The 26,532-nt window shown below is 59.8% G+C and carries 20 protein-coding genes; 12 read left to right on the top strand and 8 right to left on the bottom strand.

All coding sequences use genetic code 11. The annotated features are described in order from the left end of the window. Positions 1 to 87: 87 nt before the first annotated feature. Positions 88 to 267: a PA1571 family protein gene (locus AC193Q_RS11020; RefSeq protein ID WP_483879537.1), complete on the bottom strand. Its 180-nt coding sequence runs from the start codon at positions 265 to 267 to the stop codon at positions 88 to 90. A gap of 256 nt (positions 268 to 523) precedes the next feature. Between AC193Q_RS11020 and AC193Q_RS11015 the strand changes: the two genes are divergently transcribed. After that, positions 524 to 2,302, top strand: a complete 1,779-nt coding sequence (locus AC193Q_RS11015) for an ABC transporter transmembrane domain-containing protein (RefSeq protein WP_047295293.1) — start codon at positions 524 to 526, stop codon at positions 2,300 to 2,302. 83 nt (positions 2,303 to 2,385) lie between these two features. Here the strand turns inward: AC193Q_RS11015 and AC193Q_RS11010 are convergent, their stop codons facing one another. Then, positions 2,386 to 4,314 carry a transglycosylase SLT domain-containing protein gene (locus tag AC193Q_RS11010; RefSeq protein ID WP_483879536.1) on the bottom strand — a complete coding sequence of 643 codons (1,929 nt, stop codon included), beginning with the start codon at positions 4,312 to 4,314 and terminating at the stop codon, positions 2,386 to 2,388. A gap of 214 nt (positions 4,315 to 4,528) precedes the next feature. Here AC193Q_RS11010 and AC193Q_RS11005 point away from each other — a divergent pair, with 214 nt between their 5' ends. Beyond that, entirely contained in the window at positions 4,529 to 6,451 is a 1,923-nt protein-coding gene (locus AC193Q_RS11005) for an ATP-binding cassette domain-containing protein (protein ID WP_047295291.1), read from the top strand. 75 nt (positions 6,452 to 6,526) lie between these two features. On the opposite strand, the gene AC193Q_RS11000 is transcribed toward AC193Q_RS11005, so the two are convergent. After that, the gene (locus AC193Q_RS11000) at positions 6,527 to 6,964 is read right to left on the bottom strand and encodes a universal stress protein (protein ID WP_047295289.1); all 438 of its coding nucleotides are present in this window, start codon (positions 6,962 to 6,964) and stop codon (positions 6,527 to 6,529) included. Between the two features lie 103 nt (positions 6,965 to 7,067). Here AC193Q_RS11000 and AC193Q_RS10995 point away from each other — a divergent pair, with 103 nt between their 5' ends. From AC193Q_RS10995 to AC193Q_RS10965, 7 genes are all read left to right on the top strand, one after another. After that, entirely contained in the window at positions 7,068 to 7,505 is a 438-nt protein-coding gene (locus AC193Q_RS10995; RefSeq protein WP_483879535.1) for a hypothetical protein, read from the top strand. 538 nt (positions 7,506 to 8,043) lie between these two features. Next, the gene (fadB, locus tag AC193Q_RS10990) at positions 8,044 to 10,191 is read left to right on the top strand and encodes a fatty acid oxidation complex subunit alpha FadB (RefSeq protein WP_047295284.1); all 2,148 of its coding nucleotides are present in this window, start codon (positions 8,044 to 8,046) and stop codon (positions 10,189 to 10,191) included. 29 nt (positions 10,192 to 10,220) lie between these two features. Then, positions 10,221 to 11,396 (top strand): acetyl-CoA C-acyltransferase FadA, encoded by a 1,176-nt coding sequence (fadA, locus tag AC193Q_RS10985; protein WP_007910465.1) that lies wholly within the window; start codon positions 10,221 to 10,223, stop codon positions 11,394 to 11,396. A gap of 99 nt (positions 11,397 to 11,495) precedes the next feature. Then, positions 11,496 to 11,732, top strand: coding sequence for a DUF1653 domain-containing protein (locus AC193Q_RS10980; protein ID WP_041069004.1), 237 nt, complete (start codon positions 11,496 to 11,498; stop codon positions 11,730 to 11,732). 114 nt (positions 11,733 to 11,846) lie between these two features. Further along, a complete protein-coding gene (topA, locus tag AC193Q_RS10975; protein ID WP_121186410.1) occupies positions 11,847 to 14,477 on the top strand; it encodes a type I DNA topoisomerase in 2,631 nt (876 codons plus the stop codon). Between the two features lie 144 nt (positions 14,478 to 14,621). Then, a complete protein-coding gene (locus AC193Q_RS10970; protein ID WP_041068998.1) occupies positions 14,622 to 15,146 on the top strand; it encodes a DUF6586 family protein in 525 nt (174 codons plus the stop codon). A gap of 106 nt (positions 15,147 to 15,252) precedes the next feature. Continuing rightward, positions 15,253 to 15,486, top strand: a complete 234-nt coding sequence (locus AC193Q_RS10965) for a hypothetical protein (RefSeq protein ID WP_003226592.1) — start codon at positions 15,253 to 15,255, stop codon at positions 15,484 to 15,486. 94 nt (positions 15,487 to 15,580) lie between these two features. Here AC193Q_RS10965 and sulA read toward each other — a convergent pair whose 3' ends face one another. Further along, the gene (gene sulA, locus AC193Q_RS10960; protein WP_041068994.1) at positions 15,581 to 16,054 is read right to left on the bottom strand and encodes an SOS-induced cell division inhibitor SulA; all 474 of its coding nucleotides are present in this window, start codon (positions 16,052 to 16,054) and stop codon (positions 15,581 to 15,583) included. 10 nt (positions 16,055 to 16,064) lie between these two features. Then, positions 16,065 to 16,673 carry a transcriptional repressor LexA gene (lexA, locus tag AC193Q_RS10955; protein ID WP_103485794.1) on the bottom strand — a complete coding sequence of 203 codons (609 nt, stop codon included), beginning with the start codon at positions 16,671 to 16,673 and terminating at the stop codon, positions 16,065 to 16,067. Between the two features lie 229 nt (positions 16,674 to 16,902). Here lexA and AC193Q_RS10950 point away from each other — a divergent pair, with 229 nt between their 5' ends. The 3 genes from AC193Q_RS10950 (at position 16,903) to AC193Q_RS10940 (ending at position 19,529) form a co-directional block, all read left to right on the top strand. Then, positions 16,903 to 17,610 (top strand): TetR/AcrR family transcriptional regulator, encoded by a 708-nt coding sequence (locus tag AC193Q_RS10950; protein WP_047295276.1) that lies wholly within the window; start codon positions 16,903 to 16,905, stop codon positions 17,608 to 17,610. A gap of 158 nt (positions 17,611 to 17,768) precedes the next feature. After that, the gene (nagZ, locus tag AC193Q_RS10945; protein WP_121186408.1) at positions 17,769 to 18,779 is read left to right on the top strand and encodes a beta-N-acetylhexosaminidase; all 1,011 of its coding nucleotides are present in this window, start codon (positions 17,769 to 17,771) and stop codon (positions 18,777 to 18,779) included. Positions 18,780 to 18,791: 12 nt separating this feature from the next. Further along, entirely contained in the window at positions 18,792 to 19,529 is a 738-nt protein-coding gene (locus tag AC193Q_RS10940; RefSeq protein ID WP_121186406.1) for an S-methyl-5'-thioinosine phosphorylase, read from the top strand. Between the two features lie 140 nt (positions 19,530 to 19,669). Here AC193Q_RS10940 and AC193Q_RS10935 read toward each other — a convergent pair whose 3' ends face one another. The 3 genes from AC193Q_RS10935 to mfd are packed head-to-tail and all read right to left on the bottom strand — an operon-like array spanning position 19,670 to position 26,398. Then, the gene (locus AC193Q_RS10935) at positions 19,670 to 22,360 is read right to left on the bottom strand and encodes a DEAD/DEAH box helicase (RefSeq protein WP_483879534.1); all 2,691 of its coding nucleotides are present in this window, start codon (positions 22,358 to 22,360) and stop codon (positions 19,670 to 19,672) included. Positions 22,361 to 22,371: 11 nt separating this feature from the next. Next, entirely contained in the window at positions 22,372 to 22,938 is a 567-nt protein-coding gene (locus AC193Q_RS10930) for a CsiV family protein (protein ID WP_047295268.1), read from the bottom strand. 10 nt (positions 22,939 to 22,948) lie between these two features. Continuing rightward, entirely contained in the window at positions 22,949 to 26,398 is a 3,450-nt protein-coding gene (gene mfd, locus AC193Q_RS10925) for a transcription-repair coupling factor (protein ID WP_121186403.1), read from the bottom strand. Between the last annotated feature and the right edge of the window lie 134 nt (positions 26,399 to 26,532).

The raw sequence follows: 26,532 nt of genomic DNA, 5'->3' as shown, positions 1-26,532 counted from the left end.
TCGGCAGCTCCTACACAGAACAGAAGAGAACGGCAGGCAGAAAAAACCCGGCCAAACAGGGGCCGGGTCAGGAAGACAGTGGCTATATCACTTTTGTTCGGCAGGCTTGGCCAATCGCTTCTCCAGCTCGCGGCACGCGTCCTGGATCATGTCTTCAGTGATCGGTACTTCACGCCCATCCTTGTCGATAATCGAGCAACCCAGAGATTGGCCGGGCTGGGTGCGGATCACTTGAATCTTGTCATCGCTGCTGTGTTGCAAGGACATGGCCTGTCTCCTCATCAGGTTGTGCACGTAGATTAAAACCGCCACGTGACCAGGCTGTGACAACACCCTTGGGTCTGTCAAAAGCGGCATCTCCACTCCAACAGAAATGACCGCTCGTCTCAACCGGGACATTAGACCAATAGCAACTATGGCCTAGTCTTTGGGGGCATATTTAACCTGACTCATTGTGATTTACAGAGTTCCGCCCCATAGAAGGTTTAGGCTAGCCCTTTCATCAACACGGATGTGTACCTGAATGATCTCGAAGCTTTCTTCCCGGCACCGTCGAGCGCTGAGTCTGACCAGCCGGTTTCTGGCGCCTTATCGTTGGCAAGTCTGCGCTGCGCTGTTGGCGTTGATCGTCACTGCGGCCGTTACTTTGTCGATGGGGCAGGGGATCAAATTGCTGGTCGATCGGGGTTTCATGACGCAGTCGCCGCACCAACTGAACCAGAGCATCGGTATCTTCATGCTGATGGTGTTGGGCCTGGCGATTGGCACCTTTGCGCGGTTTTACTGGGTGTCGTGGATCGGCGAGCGAGTTGTCGCGGATATCCGGCGCGAGGTGTTCAACCATCTGGTCTACCTGCATCCCGGCTTTTACGAGAATAACCGCAGTTCGGAGATTCAATCACGGCTGACCGCCGACACGACGTTGCTGCAATCGGTGATCGGCTCGTCGCTCTCCATGTTTCTACGCAACCTGTTGATGGTGATCGGCGGAGTAGTGCTGCTGTTCGTGACCAATCCGAAACTCACCAGCATCGTGGTAATCGCCTTGCCCTTCGTGGTCGCGCCGATTCTGATTTTCGGGCGGCGCGTGCGCAATCTGTCGCGGTTGAGTCAGGATCGGGTCGCCGACATCGGCAGCTACGTTTCCGAGACGCTCGGGCAGATCAAAACCGTTCAGGCCTACAACCATCAGGTGCAGGATGAACGCCGTTTCGCCACGACGGTCGAGGACGCGTTTGATACTGCGCGCAAACGGATCTTTCAGCGCTCCTGGATGATTACCGTGGTGATCGTGCTGGTGCTCGGCGCGGTGGCGGTGATGTTGTGGGTCGGCGGCATGGACGTGATAGCCGGGCGCATTACCGGGGGTGAACTGGCGGCATTCGTTTTCTACAGCCTGATCGTCGGCAGTGCCATCGGTACGTTGAGCGAGGTCATCGGCGAGTTGCAGCGTGCGGCGGGTGCCGCCGAGCGCATTGCGGAGTTGCTCAGTTCGCAGAACATCATCCAGCCACCGACCCTCGGGCTGGTGACGTTGCCTGAACGGATCAAGGGCGAGTTGCAATTGCAGAATGTGCACTTTTCCTACCCGTCGCGTCCGGACAGCTATGCCATCAGCGGCTTGAGCCTGACCATCAGGGCTGGTGAAACCCTGGCCCTTGTCGGGCCTTCCGGTGCCGGTAAATCCACGGTGTATGACTTGTTGCTGCGCTTCTACGACCCGCTTGAAGGCCGGATCCTGATTGACGGGGTGCCGCTGACGAGCCTCGATCCGCTGGATCTGCGGCGCAATTTCGCCCTGGTCTCGCAATCGCCAGCGCTGTTTTTCGGCAGCGTCGAAGAGAATATTCGTTACGGCAATGCCAACGCGACACTGGAGCAGGTCAAGGAAGCGGCAAGAATTGCCCACGCCCATGACTTCATCGAGAAGATGCCCAACGGTTATCAGACTCATCTGGGGGACGCTGGCCTCGGCCTTTCCGGCGGCCAGCGTCAACGTCTGGCGATTGCCCGCGCGTTGCTGGTGGATGCGCCGATTCTGCTGCTGGACGAAGCCACCAGCGCTCTCGATGCCCAGAGCGAACATCTGATCCAGGAAGCGCTGCCAAGCCTGATGCACAACCGCACCACGCTGGTGATTGCGCATCGCCTGGCCACGGTGAAGAACGCCGACCGGATCGCCGTGATGGATCAGGGCCGATTGGTCGCAATCGGTACGCATCAGGAGCTGATCGTGAGCAATCCACTGTATGCGCGGCTGGCGGCGTTGCAGTTCAACGACGGGCATGCGATGGCGGTGTAGAACTGCCGAAGCCTTTCCTGGCAGCAAAAAAATGCCCGCATCGATGGATGCGGGCATTTTTCATTTCAGGTATTCAGCACCTGTCATTGATCGTCGAAATACCGCTCATGCCAATCTACCAGCGGCTGCGGCGAATTGAGTTTTTGCCCGTAGATCACCGAGTACGACAGCACGTTCTGCACGTACTGGCGGGTTTCGTCGAACGGGATGCTTTCCACCCACACATCGAAGCTCAGGTGATCGGCGCCGCGCAGCCACTGGCGCACGCGGCCGGGGCCGGCGTTGTAGGCGGCGGAGGCCAGGACGCGGTTGCCGTTGAACTGGCTGTGCACCTGGCTCAGGTAAGCGGCGCCGAGCTGGATGTTCTTGTCCGGATCGAGCACTTGCTGCGGCGAGGCCAGCGGGATGCTGAACTTGCGCGCGGTTTCCTTGGCGGTGCCGGGCATCAATTGCATCAGGCCGCTGGCGCCGACGCCGGAGCGGGCGTCATCCATGAACGCGCTTTCCTGGCGGGTGATGGCGAACACCCAGCTCGAATGCAGGCCGCGCGTCTTGGCTTCACGCACCAAGGTGTCGCGGTGGGCCATCGGGAAGCGGATATCCAGGTCGTCCCAGTATTGCGCCTGACTGATGGTGCGAATGGCCGGGAAGTACCATTTCAGGTCGTAAGCCAGTCTGGCCTGGGCGACCATTTCGTCACGATTGAAATGGCGGCTGACGTGATACCACTCGCGGCGCCCGTCGACGATCTGCCCGCGCGCATGGAATTCCAGAGCGCGACGCACACCGGGGGTGTTACGCACTTTGTTGATGGTGGCCTGGCTGAGTACCAGCGGCTTGTTCATCAGCGAGTAAGGCAGTTGCGAGCGGTCGGCGGCGAGGAAGCCGTAGAAGTCGCGTTCTTTCGCCAGGTTCTTGTACAGGGTCTGCGCTTCCGGGTTCTGCGGTTGCGCCAGTTCCAGGCTGCGGGCCTGCCAGTAACGCCAGCGGTTGGTGGTCGCCAGATCCTGCGGCAGCCGACGGGTCAACTGATACGCATCGTCCCAGCGTGCCAGACGCAACAGCAGGCGCAGGCGCCATTCGGACACGGTGTTGTCACGCAGCTCCGGATCGTATTTGGTCATCACGTCCAGCGCGCGGCTGTCGAAACGCCGAGCCAGTGTCAGGCCGATTTCCCGGGCAATCGCGACTTTTTCGTCACGGGAAAAATGCATGCTGCTGGCGTATCCGTCGAGCAGGGCCATGGCCTTGTCCGGGTCCTGACGGGCGAGGCGGCGCAGGCCGAGGCTGACCACGTCGGACATCGGCTCGTCAGCGGGAGTGAAGCGCGACGGCTGATTGAGCAGTTCGGGTTTCTGCGCCACATCCACCAGCAGCCGACCGCGTGGGGCGAGGGTGGTGAGGCCGTTGACCAAGCTGTTGGCCAGTGGATAGTTGCGCGCCTGTGCGGCAAGTTTGGTGCGCTCCCAGCGTTTCTGCTCGGTCAACTGGCCATCGGCCGCCCAGATCCCGAACAACCCGTCACAGGCGGCCGGTTGCGATTTGCCGGTCAGCCACAGTTTGTCGGCGTTGGCATAGCCCTCGGCCTTGTGGCCGCTGCTGATCTGGTACTGCGCATTGAGGCAGTCCAGTTCGGTGAAGTTGAGTTTCGGGTCGTAATATTTGGTGAAGGTGGCCCAGTCGCCACGGTCGGCGAGCCAGCGCAACCAGCGCAGCTTCATCCAGTTGGCCTGGGGCAGGTCGCCGTGCTCGGCGAGGAATTTCTCGATTTCCTCGTTACTGGCGGTTTTCAGACGCGCGGTCAGTTCGTCGTAAGCCAGGTACGGTTCCAGCGGGTAATCGGCCAAGGCCTGGCTGTAACGAAAGTACGGGCCGGTATCGCCCTTGGCCAGTGCGCGCTTGGCTTCATCGTAATACTGGCGCTGGGTCGACAGGTCCACCGCCTGGGCGGATTGAGCGGCAGCGGCGGTAAGTAGCAAACAGGACAAGACACTGAAAAGGCGACTGCGCATGAGACATCCGGGCAGAGAAATCATGACAAGTACCGGCCGCGGCCAGCACTGAATTGTCTGTAGCTTAGCCTTTTGCCAGCAACGGGCGAAAGCTTTGCGGGTCTTGCAGCACAAGTTCGCAACAAATGTTGTGCAGAGTGCTTCAGCAGACAAATTGCCGGCCTGTTGAGGTCCTGATTCAGGTAGAATGCGCGCCCGGTTTTTGGAGAAGCTCATGACCCTGCTCAAATTCAGCGATGTGTCCCTTGCATTCGGCGCGATGCCGTTGTTGGACAAGGTGTCCTGGCAGATCGCCCGTGGTGAGCGGGTGTGCATCATCGGCCGCAACGGCACTGGCAAATCCAGCATGATGAAACTGGTCAAGGGCGACCAGAAACCCGATGACGGCTCGGTGTGGCGTGCCCCCGGTCTGAAAATCGGTGAATTGCCGCAAGAATTGCCGGTGGCCGACGGGCGGACGGTATTCGACGTGGTTGCCGAGGGGCTGGACGGTGTTGGCGCCTTGCTCGCCGAATACCATCACTTGAGCCAGAACATCGTCACCGACGCCGATCTGGACAAGCTGATGCACGTTCAGCACGACCTCGAAGCCCGTGACGGCTGGCGTTTGCAGACGCTGGTCGACAGTACCCTGAGTCGCCTGCAACTGCCGGCCGACAAGACTCTTGCCGAGTTGTCCGGCGGCTGGCGTCGCCGCGTGCTGCTGGCGCAGGCGCTGGTGTCCGAACCGGATCTGCTGCTGCTCGACGAACCAACCAACCACCTGGACATCGGTGCGATTGCCTGGCTCGAAGAAGCCCTGAAGGATTTCCAGGGCGCCGTCCTGTTCATCACGCACGACCGTTCCTTCCTGCAAAACCTCGCCACGCGCATCCTCGAACTGGATCGCGGCGGTCTGATCGACTGGAACGGCGACTACGCCAGCTTCCTCGTGCATAAAGAAGCCGCGCTGGCTGCTGAAGAAACCGCCAACGCGCTGTTCGACAAGCGTCTGGCTCAGGAAGAAGTGTGGATCCGTCAGGGCATCAAGGCCCGTCGCACCCGTAACGAAGGCCGTGTGCGTGCCCTGAAAGCCCTGCGCGTTGAGCGCAGCGAACGTCGTGAACGTACCGGCAAAGCGAATATTCAGCTGGAAACGGCAGAGAAGTCCGGCAAGCAAGTGATGGTCCTGGACAACGTCAGCTTCCATCACCCGGACGGTCCGTACCTGATCAAGGACTTCTCGATGGTCCTGCAGCGTGGCGACCGTATCGGTCTGCTCGGCGCCAACGGTACCGGCAAGACCACTCTGCTCAAGCTGATGCTCAACGGCCTGCAACCGACCAGCGGCAAAGTGGAAGAGGGCACCCGGATCGATGTGGCCTACTTCGATCAGTTGCGTCATCAGCTCGATCTGGAAAAGACCGTGATCGACAACGTCGCCGAAGGTCGCGACTTCATCGAAATCGATGGCCAGAGCCGCCACGTCCTGAGCTACCTCGGCGACTTCCTGTTCAGCCCGCAGCGTGCGCGCACGCCGGTGAAGGCGCTGTCCGGTGGCGAGCGTGCACGTCTGTTGCTGGCCAAACTGTTCAGCAAACCGGCGAACCTGCTGGTACTTGATGAACCGACCAACGACCTCGACGTCGAGACTCTCGAACTGCTCGAAGAAGTGCTGCTGACGTTCAACGGCACGGTGCTGATGGTCAGTCACGACCGGGCATTCCTCGACAACGTGGTCACCAGCACTCTGGTCTTCGAAGGTGAAGGCAAAGTCCGTGAATACGTCGGCGGTTATCAGGACTGGATCCGTCAGGGCGGTTCGCCGCGCCTGTTGGGCGTGACCGAGAGCAAGTCGGGCAAGGCTGACCTGAACTCGGCGGTGGTCACTGCTGAACCGGCCCCGGTTGCCGCGCCTGTCGCTGCGGCCCCGGCTGCGAAGAAGAAACTGAGCTACAAGCTTCAGCGCGAGCTGGAAGCGCTGCCGGGTGACATCGACAACAAAGAGCAGCAGATTGCTGCGGTCGAGGCTGAAATGGCTGAAGCCGGCTTCTACCAGCGTCCGCCGGCCGAAACGGCCAAGGTGATTGCCTCACTTGAGCAGTTGCAGGCTGAGCTGGATGCACTAGTGGAGCGTTGGGCGGAGCTGGATGCCTGATTGTTTCCAGGCATGAAAAAGCCCGGCGTCCAGTGATGGACGCCGGGCTTTTTAGCTTTTCACAAGGGCCTGGGATCAGCGTTTGACCAAGTGCACCGCCAGCACATCACAAGGTGCGCCGTGCAAAACATCGTTGGCGGTTGAACCCAATAGTAGTGCCAGACCATGTCGGCCATGGCTGCCGACCACGATCAGGTCGCATTCCTGATCCTTGGCGAAGTGGTGGATTTCCTGGCGTGGCTGGCCGTAGGTCAGGTGGCAGTTTGAGCCTTCCAGTTCGGTGTATTTGTGCTTCAGGCGCTCCAGGCGTTCCTTGGCTTGATCGAACTGTTGTTGTTGCAGTTGTGACAGATCCATCGGTACGTCACCCCCAAAGGCCATGGCCATCGGTTCGACGATATGCACCAGCGACAGCTTGGCGCCATTGCTCACCGACAGCTCTCGGGCGCGGTGGATCACAGGGTCGCACTCTTCGGTCAGATCTACGGCGACCAGGATATGGTGGTAGGGCATGAGGTGCTCCTCGTGAGGGATCAATATTGTTAAGTATGGCTGGTTTCAAGCGCATTGGTTCCAAAGTGACGCAATGGGCTCATGACAAAACGGGAGTAGAGATATGACGGTCTGGCTGGTGGTGTCAATCCTGCTGGTGGTGTTGAGCCCCCTGGCGTGGTTGCGTCCGTCCCGTGCACAGAGTGGCCGGATAGCCTTGCGCACGGAGGCCCGGCGCATCGGGCTGGCCATGCAGCTGGCGCCCCAGGAGTGGCCGCACTGGCTGAGCCAGGAGCCGCCAAACCCGTGCGCGCAATACCATCGGCCACGGCGCGGCAAGCAGCCGGCTTGCTGGACGTATTGGCAGAAAACCCCGGGCGTGTGGGTCAATCAGTGGCAGGAAGTCTGTGAAGATTCGCTCCTGTTGAATCATCTCGAAAAATTGCCGGGCAACGTTTTCAAGGTCGAAGCTGACAAGCAGATGATCGCGCTCTATTGGGGCGAGAAGGGTGACGCTTCGGTTCTGCTGGAAATTGATGCCACGCTGAAAGCACTGGCATGACTCATGGACGTTTCGCGCTGCAACGGTGCGAAACGTCTGGCAGACGAGCAATAAAAAGCCCGACATGATTCATCGGGCGGGGTGGCCAGGCAGGCCGGAAATTCTTTTTGATGTTGATTCGGCGTGTTCCGGTCAACACACGTGCGCTTGTTTTCCTTCGTGGTCCAGCGAGCGTAGCCTGTTAAACAAGGCTTGCAGCGAATTAGGGCGACATTTCTAACTATTAATCTTATGAATACCCTCACATGCAAGCATGTGTCGGCGGCTGCGTCTTACAGAAATGACCGCAAAGTCGCATTTCAACCCGTATTTAGGGCGATTGACAATTGTCGGAAATTCCGTGAAGGTGGCGTACCCAAATCAAACGGGCGTATGAATTGAGCGTTTGTCTTACAGACTGCTCCTACAGAATCCCGACTATCGCGTTGGCGGGTGTGCCGGGTGGATTGGCGTCAGCATCGACGAAAAAGCGTCCTGCCGAGCCATTTACCTGCGTCCGACGTGTACTGTTCAGCTTCCATATCGTGGAGATCAGTTGATGATTTACGAAGGTAAAGCCATCACGGTTAAAGCTCTTGAAAGTGGCATCGTCGAATTGAAATTCGACCTCAAGGGTGAGTCCGTCAACAAGTTCAACCGTCTTACCCTGAACGAACTGCGTCAGGCCGTGGACACCATCAAGGCAGATGCTTCGATCAAGGGCGTGATCGTCAGCAGTGGCAAGGACGTGTTCATCGTCGGTGCCGACATCACCGAATTTGTCGACAACTTCAAGCTGCCGGATGCCGAGCTGGTTGCTGGCAATCTCGAAGCCAACAAGATCTTCAGCGATTTCGAAGACCTCAACGTTCCGACCGTAGCCGCAATCAACGGCATCGCCCTGGGTGGCGGTCTGGAAATGTGCCTGGCGGCGGATTACCGCGTCATGTCGACCAAGGCCAAGATCGGTCTGCCGGAAGTCAAACTGGGCATCTACCCGGGCTTCGGCGGTACCGTGCGTCTGCCGCGCCTGATCGGCGTCGATAACGCCATCGAGTGGATTGCCGCCGGCAAGGAAAACCGTCCTGAAGACGCGCTGAAAGTCAGCGCCGTCGATGCCGTGGTTGCTCCAGAGAAGCTGCAGGAAGCTGCCCTTGAACTGATCAAGCGCGCGATCTCCGGCGAGTTCGATTACAAGGCCAAGCGTCAGCCAAAACTTGAAAAACTCAAGTTGAACGCCATTGAACAAATGATGGCTTTCGAAACCGCCAAAGGTTTCGTGGCAGGGCAAGCTGGCCCGAATTACCCGGCGCCGGTTGAAGCGATCAAGACCATCCAGAAAGCCGCGAACTTCGGTCGTGACAAGGCGCTGGAAGTCGAAGCTGCAGGTTTCGTCAAGCTGGCCAAGACCTCTGCCGCGCAGAGTCTGATTGGCCTGTTCCTGAACGATCAGGAACTGAAGAAAAAGGCCAAGGCCTACGACGAAATCGCCAAGGACGTAAAACAGGCTGCGGTACTGGGTGCTGGCATCATGGGCGGCGGTATCGCCTATCAGTCGGCCTCCAAAGGCACGCCGATCCTGATGAAAGACATCAACGAGCACGGTATCGAGCAGGGTCTGGCCGAAGCCGCCAAGCTGCTGGTGGGCCGCGTTGACAAAGGCCGCATGACCGCTGCGAAAATGGCTGAAGTGCTCAACGGCATTCGTCCGACCCTGTCCTACGGCGACTTCGGTCACGTCGACCTGGTTGTTGAAGCCGTGGTCGAGAACCCGAAGGTCAAGCAAGCCGTGCTGGCTGAAGTCGAAGACAAGGTCAAAGAGGACACCATCCTCGCGTCCAACACCTCGACCATTTCCATCAGCCTGCTGGCCAAGGCCCTCAAGCGTCCGGAAAACTTCGTCGGCATGCACTTCTTCAACCCGGTGCACATGATGCCGCTGGTGGAAGTGATCCGTGGCGAGAAGTCCAGCGAGCTGGCGATTGCCACCACCGTTGCCTACGCCAAGAAAATGGGCAAGAACCCGATCGTCGTCAACGACTGCCCGGGCTTCCTGGTCAACCGCGTCCTGTTCCCGTATTTCGGCGGTTTCGCCAAGCTGGTCAGCGCCGGTGTGGATTTCGTGCGCATCGACAAGATCATGGAAAAATTTGGTTGGCCGATGGGCCCGGCGTACCTGATGGACGTGGTCGGCATCGACACCGGTCACCACGGTCGTGACGTGATGGCTGAAGGCTTCCCGGATCGCATGAAGGATGACCGTCGCTCGGCAGTCGACGTGCTTTACGAAGCCAAACGTCTGGGCCAGAAGAATGGCAAGGGCTTCTACGCCTACGAGACCGACAAGAAGGGCAAGCAGAAGAAGGTGGCCGATCCGTCGGTGTTGGAAGTGCTCAAGCCGATCGTTTACGAGCAGCGCGAAGTCACTGACGAAGACATCATCAACTGGATGATGATTCCGCTGTGCCTGGAAACCGTGCGTTGCCTGGAAGACGGCATCGTTGAAACTGCCGCCGAAGCCGACATGGGTCTGGTTTACGGTATCGGTTTCCCTCCATTCCGTGGCGGTGCACTGCGCTACATCGATTCGATCGGTGTTGCCGAGTTCGTTGCCCTGGCTGACCAGTACGCTGATTTGGGCGCGCTGTACCACCCGACCGCGAAGCTGCGCGAAATGGCCAAGAACGGCCAGAGCTTCTTCGGTTAAGCGCCCCCAACTAGAGTGAGAGTGAACTTATGAGCTTGAATCCTAGAGACGTCGTGATTGTCGACTTCGGTCGTACTCCGATGGGCCGCTCCAAGGGCGGCATGCACCGCAACACCCGTGCCGAAGACATGTCGGCGCACCTGATCAGCAAACTGCTGGAACGCAACGCCAAGGTCGATCCTGCTGAAGTCGAGGACGTGATCTGGGGCTGTGTGAACCAGACCCTGGAGCAGGGCTGGAACATCGCGCGCATGGCGTCGCTGATGACCCAGATCCCGCACACCTCGGCCGGCCAGACCGTCAGCCGTCTGTGCGGCTCGTCGATGAGCGCCCTGCACACCGCTGCGCAAGCGATCATGACCGGTAACGGTGACGTATTCGTGGTTGGCGGCGTCGAGCATATGGGTCACGTGAGCATGATGCACGGTGTCGATCCGAACCCGCACATGTCGCTGTACGCGGCGAAAGCCTCGGGCATGATGGGTCTGACCGCGGAAATGCTCGGCAAGATGCACGGCATCACCCGTGAGCAGCAGGACGCCTTTGGCGTGCGCTCCCACCAGCTCGCCCATAAGGCGACGGTGGAAGGCAAGTTCAAAGACGAAATCATCCCGATGCAGGGCTACGACGAAAACGGCTTCCTGAAGCTGTTTGACTACGACGAAACCATTCGTCCGGAAACCACTCTGGAAAGTCTGGCGGCCCTCAAGCCTGCCTTCAATCCGAAGGGTGGCACCGTGACTGCCGGTACTTCGTCGCAGATCACCGATGGTGCTTCGTGCATGATCGTGATGTCGGCGCAGCGTGCACAGGACCTGGGGATCCAGCCGATGGCCGTGATCCGTTCGATGGCGGTGGCGGGTGTGGATCCGGCGATCATGGGCTATGGTCCAGTGCCGGCTACACAAAAAGCCCTGAAGCGTGCGGGCCTCGGCATCAACGATATCGACTTCTTCGAGCTCAACGAAGCTTTCGCTGCACAGGCCCTGCCAGTGCTGAAAGATCTGAAAGTGCTCGACAAGATGAACGAGAAGGTTAACCTGCACGGCGGCGCGATCGCCCTGGGTCACCCGTTCGGTTGCTCCGGTGCCCGTATTTCCGGCACTTTGCTGAACGTGATGAAGCAGAATAGCGGCACCTTTGGGGTGGCCACTATGTGCATTGGTCTCGGCCAAGGCATCTCCACCGTCTTCGAACGCGTTTAAGCGTCTCGTCGATGGAAGCCGGGGCCAAGTGCCCCGGTTTTTGTTTTTGTGGATTTATTTTTGTATTTATTTTGAAAAAATTTGAGTGAGGGCCGAAGCATGCCGATACAACCTGGGCTCTACCAACATTACAAAGGTCCGCAGTACCGCGTATTCAGTGTGGCGCGGCATTCCGAGACCGAGGAAGAAGTGGTCTTTTACCAAGCCCTGTATGGCGATTACGGCTTCTGGGTACGCCCTTTGAGCATGTTCGTCGAGTCGGTCGAGGTTGACGGCGAGCAGGTGCCACGCTTTGCTTTGGTGCAAGCCGAACCGAGCCTTTTTTCCAAGCCATGAGGCGAGTGCGCACAGAACCCTGTGCTTGACCTCACCTTGTAGCCACTATATATAGCGGTGCCGCGTCAGGCGCCAACCGCCTTTCACTTCTAGAATTCAGGAATTTTCTGATCCATGGGCAAATCGCTGGTCATTGTGGAATCCCCGGCTAAGGCCAAGACCATCAACAAGTATCTGGGCAACCAATACGTGGTGAAGTCGAGTATCGGCCATATCCGAGACCTGCCCACCAGCGGTTCGGCTAGCGCCAGCAAAGAGCCGGCCGCCAAGCGCGGCAAGGCCGCCGCGGGCGAAGGGCCGGTGCTCACGCCGAAAGAGAAGGCGCGCAAGCAACTGGTTTCGCGCATGGGTGTCGACCCGGAACATGGCTGGAAAGCCCAGTACGAGATCCTTCCGGGTAAAGAGAAGGTCATCGAAGAGCTGCGCCGGCTCGCCAAGGATGCTGACACCATCTATCTCGCAACCGACTTGGATCGCGAGGGGGAAGCCATTGCCTGGCACCTGCGCGAAGCCATCGGTGGTGACGACAGCCGCTACAAGCGCGTGGTCTTCAACGAAATCACCAAGAAAGCGATTCAGGAAGCGTTCTCCGAGCCGGGCGAACTGGACATCGATCGTGTGAACGCCCAGCAGGCGCGTCGTTTCCTCGACCGCGTTGTGGGTTACATGGTCTCGCCACTGCTGTGGGCCAAGATCGCCCGTGGCCTGTCGGCCGGTCGCGTGCAATCGGTTGCCGTGAAGCTGGTGGTTGAGCGTGAGCGTGAAATCCGTGCGTTCAACCCGGAAGAGTACTGGGAAGTGCACGCCGATCTTGGCACCGCCAAGGGCTCGACTGTACGTTTCGAAGTGGCGCGCGAGAAGGGCGAGGCCTTCAAGCCGCTGAACGAAGCCCAGGCCACGGCCGCGCTGGAGAAACTCAAGTCCTCCAGCTACAGCATCGTCAAGCGCGAAGACAAGCCGACCAGCAGCAAGCCGTCGGCGCCGTTCATCACGTCCACCCTGCAGCAAGCCGCGAGCAATCGTCTGGGCTTCGGCGTGAAGAAAACCATGATGATGGCCCAGCGTCTGTACGAAGCCGGCTACATCACTTATATGCGTACCGACTCGACCAATCTTTCGGCCGATGCCGTGGCGATGGCGCGCACCTACATCGAAGATGAGTTCGGCAAGAAGTACCTGCCGGAAGCGCCGAATGTCTACAGCAGCAAAGAAGGCGCACAAGAGGCTCACGAAGCGATTCGTCCTTCCGACGCCAACACCACGCCAAGCAAGCTTGCAGGCATGGAGCGTGACGCTGAGCGCCTTTACGAGCTGATCTGGCGCCAGTTCCTTGCTTGCCAGATGCTGCCGGCGCAGTACCTGTCGACCACTGTCAGCGTCGCTGCTGGTGACTTTGAGCTGCGCGCCAAGGGCCGCATCCTCAAGTTCGACGGTTACACCCGCGTCCTGCCGCAGATCGCCAAGCCTGGCGATGACGACGTTCTGCCCGACATGGCCCAGGGCGATGTGATGAAGCTGATCAAGCTTGATCCGTCGCAGCACTTCACCAAGCCGCCAGCGCGTTACTCCGAAGCGAGCCTCGTGAAAGAAATGGAAAAACGCGGTATCGGTCGTCCCTCGACCTATGCAGCCATCATTTCGACCATTCAGGATCGCGGCTACGTGACCCTGCACAATCGTCGTTTCTACTCGGAAAAGATGGGCGACATCGTCACCGAGCGTTTGTCGGAGAGTTTCTCGAACCTCATGGACTATGGCTTCACTGCCGGCATGGAAGAGAACCTCGATGACGTGGCTCAGGGCGAGCGTGACTGGAAAAACGTGCTGGACGAGTTCTACGGCGACTTCAAGAAGAAGCTTGAAGTGGCGGAGAATCCGGACAATGGCATGCGTGCCAACCAGCCCGTGATGACCGACATTCCGTGCACCACATGCGGTCGTCCGATGCAGATCCGTACCGCATCGACCGGTGTGTTCCTTGGCTGCTCGGGTTACAGCCTGCCGCCGAAGGAGCGCTGCAAGGCCACCGTCAACCTGGTGCCAGGCGACGAGATTGCCGCGGACGACGAGGGCGAGTCGGAGTCGTTGGTTCTGCGTGGCAAGCATCGCTGCCCGATCTGCAGTACGGCGATGGACGCCTACCTGCTTGATGAGAAGCGCAAACTGCACATCTGCGGTAACAACCCGGATTGCGCGGGCTACGAAATCGAAGAGGGCAACTATCGCATCAAGGGCTATGAGGGTCCGAGCCTGGAGTGCGACAAGTGCGGCAGCGAGATGCAGCTCAAGACCGGTCGTTTCGGCAAGTTCTTCGGTTGCACCAACCCAACTTGCAAGAACACCCGCAAACTGCTGAAGAGCGGTGATGCGGCGCCGCCGAAGATGGATCCGGTGAAGATGCCTGAGCTGAAATGCGAAAAGGTCAACGACACCTACATCCTGCGCGACGGTGCTTCGGGTCTGTTCCTGGCAGCCAGTCAGTTCCCGAAAAACCGCGAGACCCGTGCTCCACTGGTGATCGAGATTCTGCCGCACAAGGACGAGATCGATCCGAAGTACCACTTCCTGTGCGAAGCGCCGCAGAAGGATCCTGATGGTCTGCCAGCGGTCATCCGCTACAGCCGAAAGACCAAGGAGCAATACGTGCAGACCGAAGTAGACGGCAAGCCTACCGGCTGGAAGGCGTACTACGATGGTGGTAAATGGACTGTTGAAGACAAGCGCACGAAAGCCAAGGCTGAGTAAGCGTTAGCCTGATACAAAAAAGGCCGCATGATAACCCTCGGGTTTTCATGCGGCCTTTTTGTTTTGTGCTTGCGGTCGGATCCGTTGATCCATGACACTGTAGGGTCTGTGTGACGCAATTATTTCGCTGTGGAGACTGCCGGCATGGCGCACGAACTCTATACCCGCACCAATCAGAAAATCTATTTCGCCGGCCTGTCGCTGGAAGCTCTGGCTCGTGCCGAAGAGGGGCGAGCGATGAATTCGCTGGCGCTGATCCAGGCTGGGCGTGAATCGGCGTTATTTCACCTCTACGGCGCGCTTTTGGGACTGTGCCATGAGATCGCCGGTTTCTATCGTCTGCCTCAGGCTAATGCGTCGCGAGCAGAAGTGTTGTTGACTCGTGACGTCCTGGAATCGATTGCCATCCCTGAGCTGGCCGAGATGGTGGAACTGGCCGGTAACCCTGAAACCTGGCTGGCGAAACTGCTGGCGGCGCATTCGGCGTTGTTCCAGCCGCCACGGGTGCCACAGAAGCCCAAGGGCGATGTGACGCAGCCATTGATTCAGGCCATTAATCTCGATGAGGAAGAGGCGCCGCAGGAGTTGAGTCGCGAAGAGCTGGAGAGCTGGCGGCAGAATCTCAAAGGTCTGGCGATCCGCTTTCGCGAAGGTCTGAACGAATGCTGATGGGCATTGGTACGGTGGCAATCTGAAACATGCTGCTGGTCAAGATCCCGAGCGAAGCCCGAATGATGTCTATATAATCCCTGCCTTTCGTGGAGAACAGACCTATATGCCAACGTCCTTTCTAGAAATTGTCGAGTTACCAGACGGCCGAATCGAACTGCGCAGGGCTGAGGACGAGGGTTCTCTGGTGACGCTGGATTTCTCCGAGGATGCCAAAGCGTTCCTGCAAGGCCAGCACGTGGAAATCGCCAAGGCGATGTTAAGCGTCGGCGTACAGATGGCCGGTCGTATGGTCGAAGGCGAGTTTGATAAGGAAGAGGGGCCGCGGGTTCTTCACTGAGCCCCGCCTGTCGGCGATTGCCGCTATCGCATCAGATCGGCTTCTCTGTCCCTGGAGAAGCCATGCGCTTCACACAGCGCGCGTTACCAGTGAATCAACCCAGTCGAATGTTCAGGCTCTGAGCGTCGCCCGTGCGGGCAGCGCCGATCAGCTGTTGCCGGGAACTTGTGTTCAGTGGGTTGAGCCATGTCACCACTGTGTGGCTACGGCCCAGACGCAGCGCTTCACACGCCAGTTGCTGAGCGCTTTGCGCGCCACGTGGTTGCAGCAGCAGAATGCGTTCACGGTTCAGGCCGGCCTCTCGCAGCCAGGTTTGGGTCAGGCTGGCGGGTGGGGCGATCAGCGTCAGCCAGCGCGCGTCCTGATCCTCGCTCAGTTCACGAAGGATCGGGGCAAGCAGGTTCAGGCAGTTCCCGGCCGCACCGCGCAGTGACAGCTCACTGAATACTTCCGGTTCGGCAATCCATGGGCGCTCGACGACATCTTTCAGGATCGGCGCCATCGGTTGTGCCAGAAACGCTTCGAATAAAGGCAGTTGTGTTTGCTGAGGTGTGTGTGGGAACTGCATAAAGCCTCCTTTAGCGGCGGATGACGCCGACACTCAAGCCTTCGATCACCAGTTCCTGATCTTTCAGGTCGACTTCGATAGGGGCGAACTCAGGGTTTTCGGCAATCAGCCAGACTTTGCTGCCTTCGCGCTTGAAGCGCTTGACCGTCACTTCATCGCCGATCCGTGCAACCACGACCTGGCCATTGCGTGCTTCGCGAGTAGTGTGAACCGCCAGCAGGTCACCGTCGAAAATGCCGATGTCCTTCATGCTCATGCCGTGTACGCGCAACAGGTAGTCGGCTCGGGGATGGAAGAAGGCCGGGTTGATGTTGCAGGACTCTTCGATGTGCTGCTGGGCGAGGATCGGAGCACCGGCGGCGACCCGGCCAATGATTGGCAGGGTGGAGTCATCGGTCTTGGCTTCGAAGCCAGGGATGCGGATGCCCCGAGAAGCACCAGGCGTCATCTCGATGGCGCCTTTGCGGGCCAGGGCCTTGAGGTGCTCTTCAGCCGCGTTTGGCGACTTGAAACCCAGCTCCTGAGCGATTTCCGCGCGGGTTGGCGGGTAGCCGTTGTCTTCGAGGCAGCGTTTGATAAAGGCCAGAATCTCGGCTTGGCGTGGCGTCAGCTTTAGCATATTGATCGCTCTGTCTTTTTATACAGTGACTGGGATTATATACAGTGAAGCAGTCTTGGCAATGCCCGTTTTTTTGCGGCCCGCCGGACGGTCGGCTGCCGTGCTTATTAAAGGAGCGGACGAGTGTGGTTAAATAGCTGACCGACCATTCCCAAAACGAACTGGCAGGCTTGACAAGGCACAGGCTGAAACGTATGTTTCAAACAAGTGTTTGTCAGGCGGAGTAGCCATGGCCCAGTCGGAAACCGTTGAACGCATTCTTGATGCTGCCGAGCAGTTGTTCGCGGAGAAAGGTTTCGCCGAAACCTCATTGCGTTTGATCACCAGCAAGGCCGGGGTAAACCTGGCGGCGGTGAACTATCATTTCGGCTCCAAGAAAGCCCTGATCCAGGCGGTTTTTTCGCGCTTCCTCGGGCCGTTCTGCGTCAGTCTTGATAAAGAGTTGGAACGGCGTCAGGCCAAGCCGGAAAACAAACCGACACTTGAAGAGTTGCTGGAGATCCTCGTTGAACAGGCGCTGGTGGTCCAGCCACGCAGCGGTAACGACCTGTCGATTTTCATGCGTTTGCTCGGGTTGGCGTTCAGCCAGAGCCAGGGTCACCTGCGTCGTTATCTGGAAGACATGTACGGCAAGGTGTTCCGCCGCTACATGCTGCTGGTCAACGAAGCGGCTCCGCGCATTCCGCCAATCGAACTGTTCTGGCGCGTGCACTTCATGCTCGGCGCTGCGGCGTTCAGCATGTCGGGCATCAAGGCCCTGCGCGCGATTGCCGAGACCGATTTCGGCGTCAACACGTCGATCGAACAGGTGATGCGCCTGATGGTGCCGTTCCTCGCCGCTGGCATGCGTGCCGAAACCGGTGTCACCGATCCGGCGATGGCAACAGCGCAATTGCGTCCGCGCAGCAAGTCGACTCCGGTAGCCGCCAAGGTTTAACCGCACACGGGTGGGCGCGGCAGTTTACATCCGCTAAGCTAGCCGCCCATGCCGACTCTCGTTCTGAACCCGAAATCCCAAGAAATTGCCGACCTGCCGAGCATTGCTCACGGTAGCGATTTCCTGCGGGTCGGGTTTTTCGTTTTCAAGGAATTTCTATGACTGCTGGCCTGCAAGGCTCGTTGATGGTGGACGTCGCCGGTACCTGGCTGACGGCCGAAGATCGCCAATTGTTGCGTCAGCCCGAAGTGGGTGGCCTGATCATTTTTGCCCGTAACATCGAGCATCCACGGCAGGTGCGTGAGCTGAGCGCCGCGATCCGCGCCATTCGCCCGGATCTGCTGCTGGCGGTGGACCAGGAGGGCGGTCGCGTCCAGCGCCTGCGTCAGGGCTTCGTGCGCCTGCCGGCGATGCGCGCCATTGCTGACAACCCGAATGCCGAGTACCTCGCTGAGCAATGCGGCTGGATCATGGCCACTGAAGTGCTGGCGGTCGGCCTTGATCTGAGTTTCGCCCCGGTACTGGACCTGGATTACCAGCGCAGCGCCGTGGTTGGCACCCGTTCGTTCGAGAGTGATCCCGAGCGCGCCGCATTGCTCGCTGGAGCGTTTATTCGCGGCATGAACAGCGCCGGCATGGCTGCCACTGGCAAACATTTCCCCGGTCACGGCTGGGCTGAAGCCGATTCCCACGTCGCGATCCCGAACGACGAGCGCAGCCTTGACGACATCCGCGCCAATGACCTTGTACCGTTCGCCAGGTTGAGTAAGCAGCTCGCGGCGGTCATGCCCGCCCACGTCATCTATCCGCAAGTCGATTCGCAACCTGCCGGCTTCTCCCGTCGCTGGTTGCAGGAGATCCTGCGCGGCGAGTTGCAGTTCGACGGGGTGATCTTCAGCGACGACCTTTCAATGGCCGGCGCTCACGTGGTTGGCGATGCCGCCAGCCGTATCGAAGCCGCACTGACTGCCGGCTGTGATATGGGGCTGGTGTGCAACGACCGCGCTGCTGCGGAACTTGCGCTCAGTGCCGCGCAACGGATGAAGGTCAAGCCGTCCACGCGCATTGCGCGGATGCGCGGCCAGGCGTTCGCCAGCACCGACTACCGTCAGGACCCGCGCTGGCTCACTGCAATCGGTGCGCTCAAAGACGCTCAACTGATCGATTAAGGATTATTTGCTATGACGGTTTACGCAATCATTGGTGGCACTGGCCTGACTCAACTCGAAGGCTTGACCATTCGCCAATCGCTGGCGGTAGACACGCCTTATGGCGCGCCATCAGCCGACGTGCAGATCGGTGAATACGCTGGCAAGGAAGTGCTGTTCCTCGCCCGTCACGGCCATCCGCATCGCTTTCCGCCACACAAGGTCAACTACCGCGCCAACCTGTGGGCGCTGAAGCAGGCTGGCGCGGAGGCGATCATCGCGGTCAACGCGGTGGGCGGGATTCACCCGGCCATGGGCACCGGCCATTTCTGTGTGCCGCATCAGATCGTCGACTACACCAGCGGTCGCGAACACACGTTTTTCGCCGACGATCTGGAGCACGTCACCCACATCGATTTCAGCTTTCCTTACAGCGAGCCGCTGCGTCAGCAATTGATTGCGGCGGTGGCTGCCGAAGGTTGCGAATACAGCGATCAGGGTGTGTATGCCTGCACTCAGGGCCCGCGTCTGGAAACCGTGGCGGAGATCGTGCGACTGGAGCGCGATGGCTGCGACATCGTTGGCATGACCGGCATGCCGGAAGCCGCGCTGGCCCGTGAACTGGAGCTAGATTACGCCTGCCTGGCGCTGGTGGTGAATCCGGCGGCGGGCAAGACCACCGAAGTGATCATCATGGCCGAGATCGAGCAGGCGCTGCATGACGGGATGGGCAAAGTGAAATCGGCGTTGGCGCGGGTGCTCAAGGGCTGAGTCTGACCGAAACCGATTTGGCCTCATCGCTGGCAAGCCAGCTGCCACAGGTATCGAGTTGAATCACAGTGTTGTGTTCGACTCATAACCTTGTGGGAGCTGGCTTGCCAGCGACAGCTCTCTAATTGGCAGGGAGGGGCTCAACGCTTGTCGAGCTTATCCGGCAACGGCGCAAACAGCGCTTCGATGTCATCGCTCTGTAGTTTCCAGTCTCCGGCCTTGCGCCCATCCAGCACGCCAGCTGCCAGGTCGGACTTTTCCTTCTGCAGGTGCTGAATCTTCTCTTCCACCGTGCCCCGGGCAATCATCTTGTAAACGAACACCGGCTTTTCCTGGCCGATCCGGTACGCGCGGTCAGTCGCCTGATTCTCGGTTGCCGGGTTCCACCACGGGTCGTAATGAATCACCGTGTCCGCTTCGGTCAGGTTCAAACCAACGCCACCGGCCTTCAGGCTGATCAGAAAGATCTGACGCTTACCGCTCTGGAATTCCTTCACCGGCGTGCGCCGATCGCGGGTCTGTCCCGTCAGCAGGGCATAGGCCACGTTGCGTTTTTTCAGTTCGTCTTCGATCAGTGACAGCATCGACGTGAACTGCGAGAACAGCAGAATTCGCCGACCTTCCTCAAACAACTCCTCGAGCATTTCCATCAGGCTGTCGAGCTTGCCGGAACTGCTGCCGCGAGCGGGCAGGGTGGCGTCGTTGACCAGGCGCAAGTCGCAGCAAACCTGACGCAGCTTGAGCAGGGCTTCGAGAATGATGATCTGGCTACGCGCCACACCCTTGCGAGTGATCTCGTCACGAACCTTCTTGTCCATCGCCAGGCGCATGGTTTCGTACACGTCGCGCTGGGCTTCGTTGAGATCGACCCAGTGGATGATCTCGGTCTTGGGTGGCAGCTCGGTAGCCACCTGTTCCTTGGTGCGGCGCAGCAGAAACGGTTTTATCCGCCCATTGAGGTGCTGCAATCTGACTTCGCTGGCGCGTTTTTCGATCGGAACGCGGTAGTCGGCATTGAAACTTTTGACGTCGCCCAGCCAGCCCGGCAGCAGAAAGTGGAACAACGACCACAACTCGCCGAGGTGGTTTTCCAGCGGTGTGCCGCTCAGGCACAGCCGTTGGCGCGCGTTGAGTTCGCGGGCAGCCTGTGCGGCTTTGCTGTTGGGGTTCTTGATGTATTGGGCTTCGTCCAGCACCAGAACGTGCAGCGGCTGTTGCGCCAGGCGCTCGACGTCCTTGGGCATCAGCGCGTAAGTGGTGAGGATCAGGTCGAAATCGGCCAGATGCTCGAAGTGTTTTTTGCGGGCGGCACCGTACAGCGCGACCACTTTCAGTTGCGGCGTGAAGTGCGCAGCTTCGTCGAGCCAGTTCGGGATCAGGCTGGTGGGCATCACCACCATGCACGGCCGATCCAGGCGCCCGGCATTTTTCTCGCTGAGAATATGCGCCAGAGTCTGTAGGGTTTTGCCCAGGCCCATGTCGTCCGCCAGGATCCCGCCAACCTCTAGCTGACGCAGGGACTGCATCCAGCTCAAGCCTTCGAGCTGATAAGGCCGCAACGTCGCGTTCAAGCCCTTCGGCGCTTTGGCGCTGAAGTCGCGAATGTCGCGCAGGCGTTGGGCGAAGCTGCGAATCTGCTCGCCGCCTTCCCACAGCAGGGGAAGGCCTTCCAGCGAATTGAGCCGCGTCGCGTCGGCTTTGCTCAGGCGCAGGGTGGTTTCGCCCGGCTCCTGCAAGTAAAACTCGCCCAGTGTCGCCAGCACCGGTTTCAGTCGGCCAAGGGGCAGGGCCACCTGCAGTGGCCCGTGCTCACTGTTGCGTTGCGGAATATTGACCAGAATCAGTTCGTCATCGCGTCGCCGTGCCAGGCGTTCCGGGTTGAGGATTTCCGTGTGCGAGCGCATCAGGTTGAGCAGGATCGGCAGCAGGCTCAGGCGTTCGCCATTGACGATAATCCCCAGCTCCAGATCGAACCAGTCGCGCTCCGGCGCCTGTTCGACGGTGGCGTACCAGTCGTCGACGGCGGTCAGGTCGAAGCCGAATTCCTCGTCGATCTGCAATTCCCAACCTTGGGTGCGCAGCTTCGGCAATTCGTTGAGGGTGAAGGTCAGCCAGGCGCTGTCGTTGACCATCTCGTACAGCTCGCCGGCGCTTTCCGGCAGCGCCTTGCTCTGGCGGGTGGCGATGCGAAAGCCGAGGATTCTTAACTGTTCGCGGTAGGACTGTTCCACTTCAGGATGGCGTTTTATCCGCAGCGTCTGGGTTTCCTGGCGGATCAGGATGTCGCTGTTTTTCTGTCCGCTGACGTATTCATCCAGATAGCTGAACGACAGCGCCGCGCGATGCTGGATGTAGCGCTGCATCTTGCCGTTGCGTGGCTCGAACGCGCTGAACTCGACGCTGGCCAGCCACAGGCGCGGCAGCGGTTGCACGTTGTCCACCAGCACTTGCGGCGGCGCCTTGGGGCTGCGGTTCTCCAATACGGCCTGGAGTTTTTCCAGCAGTTCGGCGTCTTTTGCGGCGGCCGGGTATTCGAGGGTTTCCTGCACTTGCAGAAGTACCGCAGCGCAGTGCTTGCAGTTGTTGCGCACCGGGCAGGTACAGCTGGCGTCAACCAGCAGCAGGGTGCCTTTGGCTGACTCACGCAGGTGAATGGTCTGACGGTAGACGTTACCGCCAGAGCCTTCGCAACTGGCGGTGATGGTCGCATCGCCAACCTGCGCGATGCGTACCCGATTCTCCAGGGCGTAGCGGCGGCCACGCTCCAGGCTCTGTTCCTTGAATCGGCTGACCCAGGAGGGTGCCAACGGTTTACTCAGGGGCGGGGACATAAGGACTTCGATCAGTCCGGAATCGCTTCAGGAGCTTGCCGAGGGGCGGGCGCCGTCAGGGAAGTGATCTTGATCAGCAGCGCCAGGTGGCCGTTGTCGAGATAGTTGAGCTGGCCGTTTTTAGTGTGGCTGTCCTGCTTCAAGCGTTCGCTGGCAGTGACCATGCCGTTGGCGTCGATCTGGTTGACCCAGAAGTCGGCGTTCACGTCGGTGAAGCGCCCGAGTTTCATTTCCAGGGTGCCTTCGATCGGGAACTGGCCGAACTGTTCCTTGCCGTCGCTGACGGCCACCTTGGTCGGCGCTTCGCCGAGGGTTTGCTGCCAGGCCTTGTGCAGCAGCACGCTGTACTCGCCGGTGGCGCTGAGTTTGTTGGCCACCTCATTCAAGGCAGGTGTGCGCTGGCTGGCATCGTCGAGGCGTTGAGCGCCGGCTGCCCAGTCTTCCGGGGCCGCGCGGCTGACAATCGCCGGTACGGCGTTCTGCCGCACCAGAATCATTTCGACCATGTAGGTGTCATCGGCAAACGCCATCGGTGCTACGAAGCTGAGTAGCAAAGTCAGTGAGCGAAACAGGCGCATGCGGCGTCCTTCAAACAGTTTTCGGGAGGAGGCGCTCGAACAGCGCCTCTACAGTATTAAAGCGCTCTTCCGGGCGTTCCATCGGCACTTGGAACTTGAACATTGTGGCGCCTTCGAATTTGTAGCGTTTTGGCTGAGTCTGGATCAGTTTGATCAAGGTCATCGGGTCGACCGGCGTCTGCGCGGCGAACTCGATGCGGCCACCCTGCGGGCCACCGTCGACTTTCTTGATGCCCAGTTGTTCGGCCTGCAACTTCAGCGCGGTGATGCGCACCAGATTCTTGGTCGGCTCCGGCAGCAGACCGAAGCGGTCGATCATCTCCACTTGCAGATCCTTCAGGCCTTCCTCGTCGGTGGCCGAAGCGATGCGCTTGTACAGGATCAGGCGGGCATGAACATCCGGCAGATAGTCTTCCGGTATCAGCGCCGGCACCCGCAGGTTGACTTCCGGGCCACCGCCGAGCGGTTGATCAAGGTTCGGTTGCTCGCCCTTGCGGATCGACTTCACCGCGCGTTCGAGCATCTCCATGTAGAGCGTGAAGCCCACGGCCTGAATCTGCCCGCTCTGGCCGTCGCCGAGCAATTCGCCGGCGCCACGGATTTCCAGGTCGTTGGTCGCCAGTACGAAACCGGCGCCCAGATCCTGAGTGTTGGCAATCGCTTCCAGACGCTTTTCCGCGTCCGAGGTGATTTGCTGGCGCGGCGGCGTCAGCAGGTAGGCGTAAGCCTGGTGGTGACTGCGACCCACACGTCCGCGCAACTGGTGCAATTGCGCCAGGCCGAACTTGTCGGCGCGCTCGATGATGATGGTGTTGGCGCTCGGCACGTCGATGCCGGTCTCGATGATGGTCGAGGCGATCAGCACGTTGAAGCGCTTGTGATAGAAGTCGCTCATCACCTGTTCGAGTTCGCGTTCGCGCATCTGCCCATGGCCGATGCCGATCCGCGCTTCCGGCACCAGTTCGGCGAGATCGGCAGCGCACTTCTCGATGGTCTTCACGTCGTTGTGCAAGTAGTAAACCTGCCCACCGCGCAGCAGTTCACGCAGCAGGGCCTCTTTGACCGTGCTCTTGTTCTGCTCCATGACGAAGGTGCGCACCGACAGGCGGCGCGCTGGCGGCGTGGCGATGATCGACAGATCGCGCATACCCGACACCGCCATGTTCAGCGTGCGCGGAATCGGCGTGGCGGTCAGTGTCAGAATGTCGACTTCGCTGCGCAGGGCCTTGAGCTGCTCTTTCTGCCGGACACCGAAACGGTGTTCTTCGTCGATGATCACCAGTCCGAGGTTTTTGATCTTCACATCGTCGGACAGCAGCTTGTGCGTACCGATGACGATGTCGATCTTGCCTTCCGCCAGATCGGCAATCGCCGCGTTGACTTCCTTGGCCGATTTGAAGCGACTCATCACTTCTACGGTCACCGGCCAGTCGGCGAAGCGGTCGCGGAAGCTGTTGTAGTGTTGCTGGGCGAGCAGGGTGGTCGGCACCAGAATCGCCACCTGACGCCCGCCGTGCACGGCGATGAACGCTGCGCGCATCGCCACTTCGGTCTTGCCGAAACCGACGTCGCCGCAGACCAGGCGATCCATCGGCTTCGGCGCGAGCATGTCTTCGCGCACGGCTTCGATGGTCGCTTGCTGATCCGGGGTTTCTTCGAACGGGAAACCGGCGCTGAACGTCGCGTAATCGGCTTTCGGGTCGGCAAACGCGTAGCCTTCGCGCGCGGCGCGGCGGGCATAGATGTCGAGCAATTCAGCAGCGACATCGCGCACCTGTTCGGCCGCCTTGCGCTTGGCTTTCTGCCAGGTTTCGGAGCCGAGGCGGTGCAGCGGTGCCAGTGAGTCATCGCTGCCGGTGTAACGGGCGATCAGGTGCAGGTTGGCCACCGGCACGTAGAGCTTGGCGTTCTCGGCGTATTCCAGGGTGAGGAATTCGGCCGCCTGATTGTCGATTTCCAGAATCGTCAGGCCCAGATAACGCCCGACCCCGTGATCGATGTGCACCACTGGCGCGCCTTCGCGCAGCTCGGTGAGGTTCTTGATCACGGCATCGTTGTTGGCGTCGGCACGTTTTTCCCGGCGACGACGCTGCATCACCCGCTGACCGAACAGCGGACTCTCGGCCACCAGCGCCAGCGCCGGGTCATCGAGCATCAAACCCTCGTCGAGCGGGGCAATGGTGATCGCCAGACGGTCCTTGCTCGCAACGAAGTCCGGCCAGCTGTCGACGGTTTTCGGCCGCAGCTTCAGACGCTCCAGCAACTCCAGCAGGACTTCACGACGGCCCGCGGATTCGGCGGTGAACAGCACGCGTCCGGGGAATTCGTCGATGAATGCCGAGAGTGCCGCCAGCGGTTGCGTCGCCTTGGCTTCGATCGCCAGGTTCGGCAGCGCTTGCGCCGGGAAGCGCTCGCGACCGGCACCGGCTTCGACGTCCTGCTGACTGGCCACTACCCGTGGCCAGCTCTTGAGACGGGCGAAGCAGTCCTCCACCGGCAGGAACAGTTCGGCGGGCGGCAATAAAGGACGTGATGGATCGACGCGGCGCTCTTCGTAGCGATTGCGCACGTCGTTCCAGAAGTTTTCCGCTGCTTGCTCGATGCCCGGCAGCGAGAACACTTGCGTGTCCTGCGGCAGGTAATCGAACAGCGTCGAAGTCTCATCGAAGAACAGCGGCAGGTAGTACTCGATACCGGCGGGCGTGATGCCGCTGCTCAGGTCCTGGAAGATCGGGCAGCGCCGGAAGTCGACATCGAAGCGCTCGCGGAACCGCGCCTTGAAGCGGGTGACCGCATCTTTCTGCAGCGGAAACTCTCGCGCCGGCAGCAGTTTGACCGATTCGACCTTGTCGATGGAGCGCTGGTTTTCCGGGTCGAAGGTACGCAGGGTTTCGATTTCGTCGTCGAACAGGTCGATGCGATAGGGCAGTTTGCTGCCCATCGGGAACAGGTCGATCAACGCGCCGCGTACGGTGAACTCGCCGTGCTCGTAAACCGTATCGACGTAGCGATAGCCGCTGGCTTCCAGGCGCGAGCGCATCTGTTCGACATCGAGCTTCTGCCCGACATCCAGCACCAGGCTGCTGCCGAGCAGAAATTTGGTCGGCGCCAGGCGATGCAGGGCGGTGGTGATCGGCACCACCAGCACGCCGTGCGCAAGTTCCGGCAGCCTATAAAGACTGGCGATGCGCTGGGAAATGATGTCCTGGTGCGGCGAGAACAGATCGTACGGCAGGGTTTCCCAGTCGGGGAAATGCAGCACGGGCAAATCCGGGGCGAAGAAACTCAGCTCCTGTTCCAGCCGTTCGGCACTCTGGCTGTCGGCGGTCAGTAGCAGGGTGAAGCGCTTGGCTGCGCTGGCAGCCTCGGCAATCGCGAGGCTGAGGGCGGCACCGGGCAAGTTGCCCCAATGCTGTTTACCTGCCGCGGCAGGGAGAAGCGGTAGACGCAGAACAGGCACGGAAGGTTGAGCTCCAGGCGTTGCGACAAAGTCGGTAATTGTAGCGGCGTCAGGTGCCGGCTGTCAGTTGCAGACTGCGTCTATCTGCGCGGTTTGCGCGAAATGTAGTGGTAACCATAAAAACGAGCACTTTT

It is taken from the genome of Pseudomonas sp. F2 (assembly GCF_057174385.1).
Note: the sequence above shows the minus strand (reverse complement) of the source record. Positions and strands in the feature narration are given on the sequence as shown.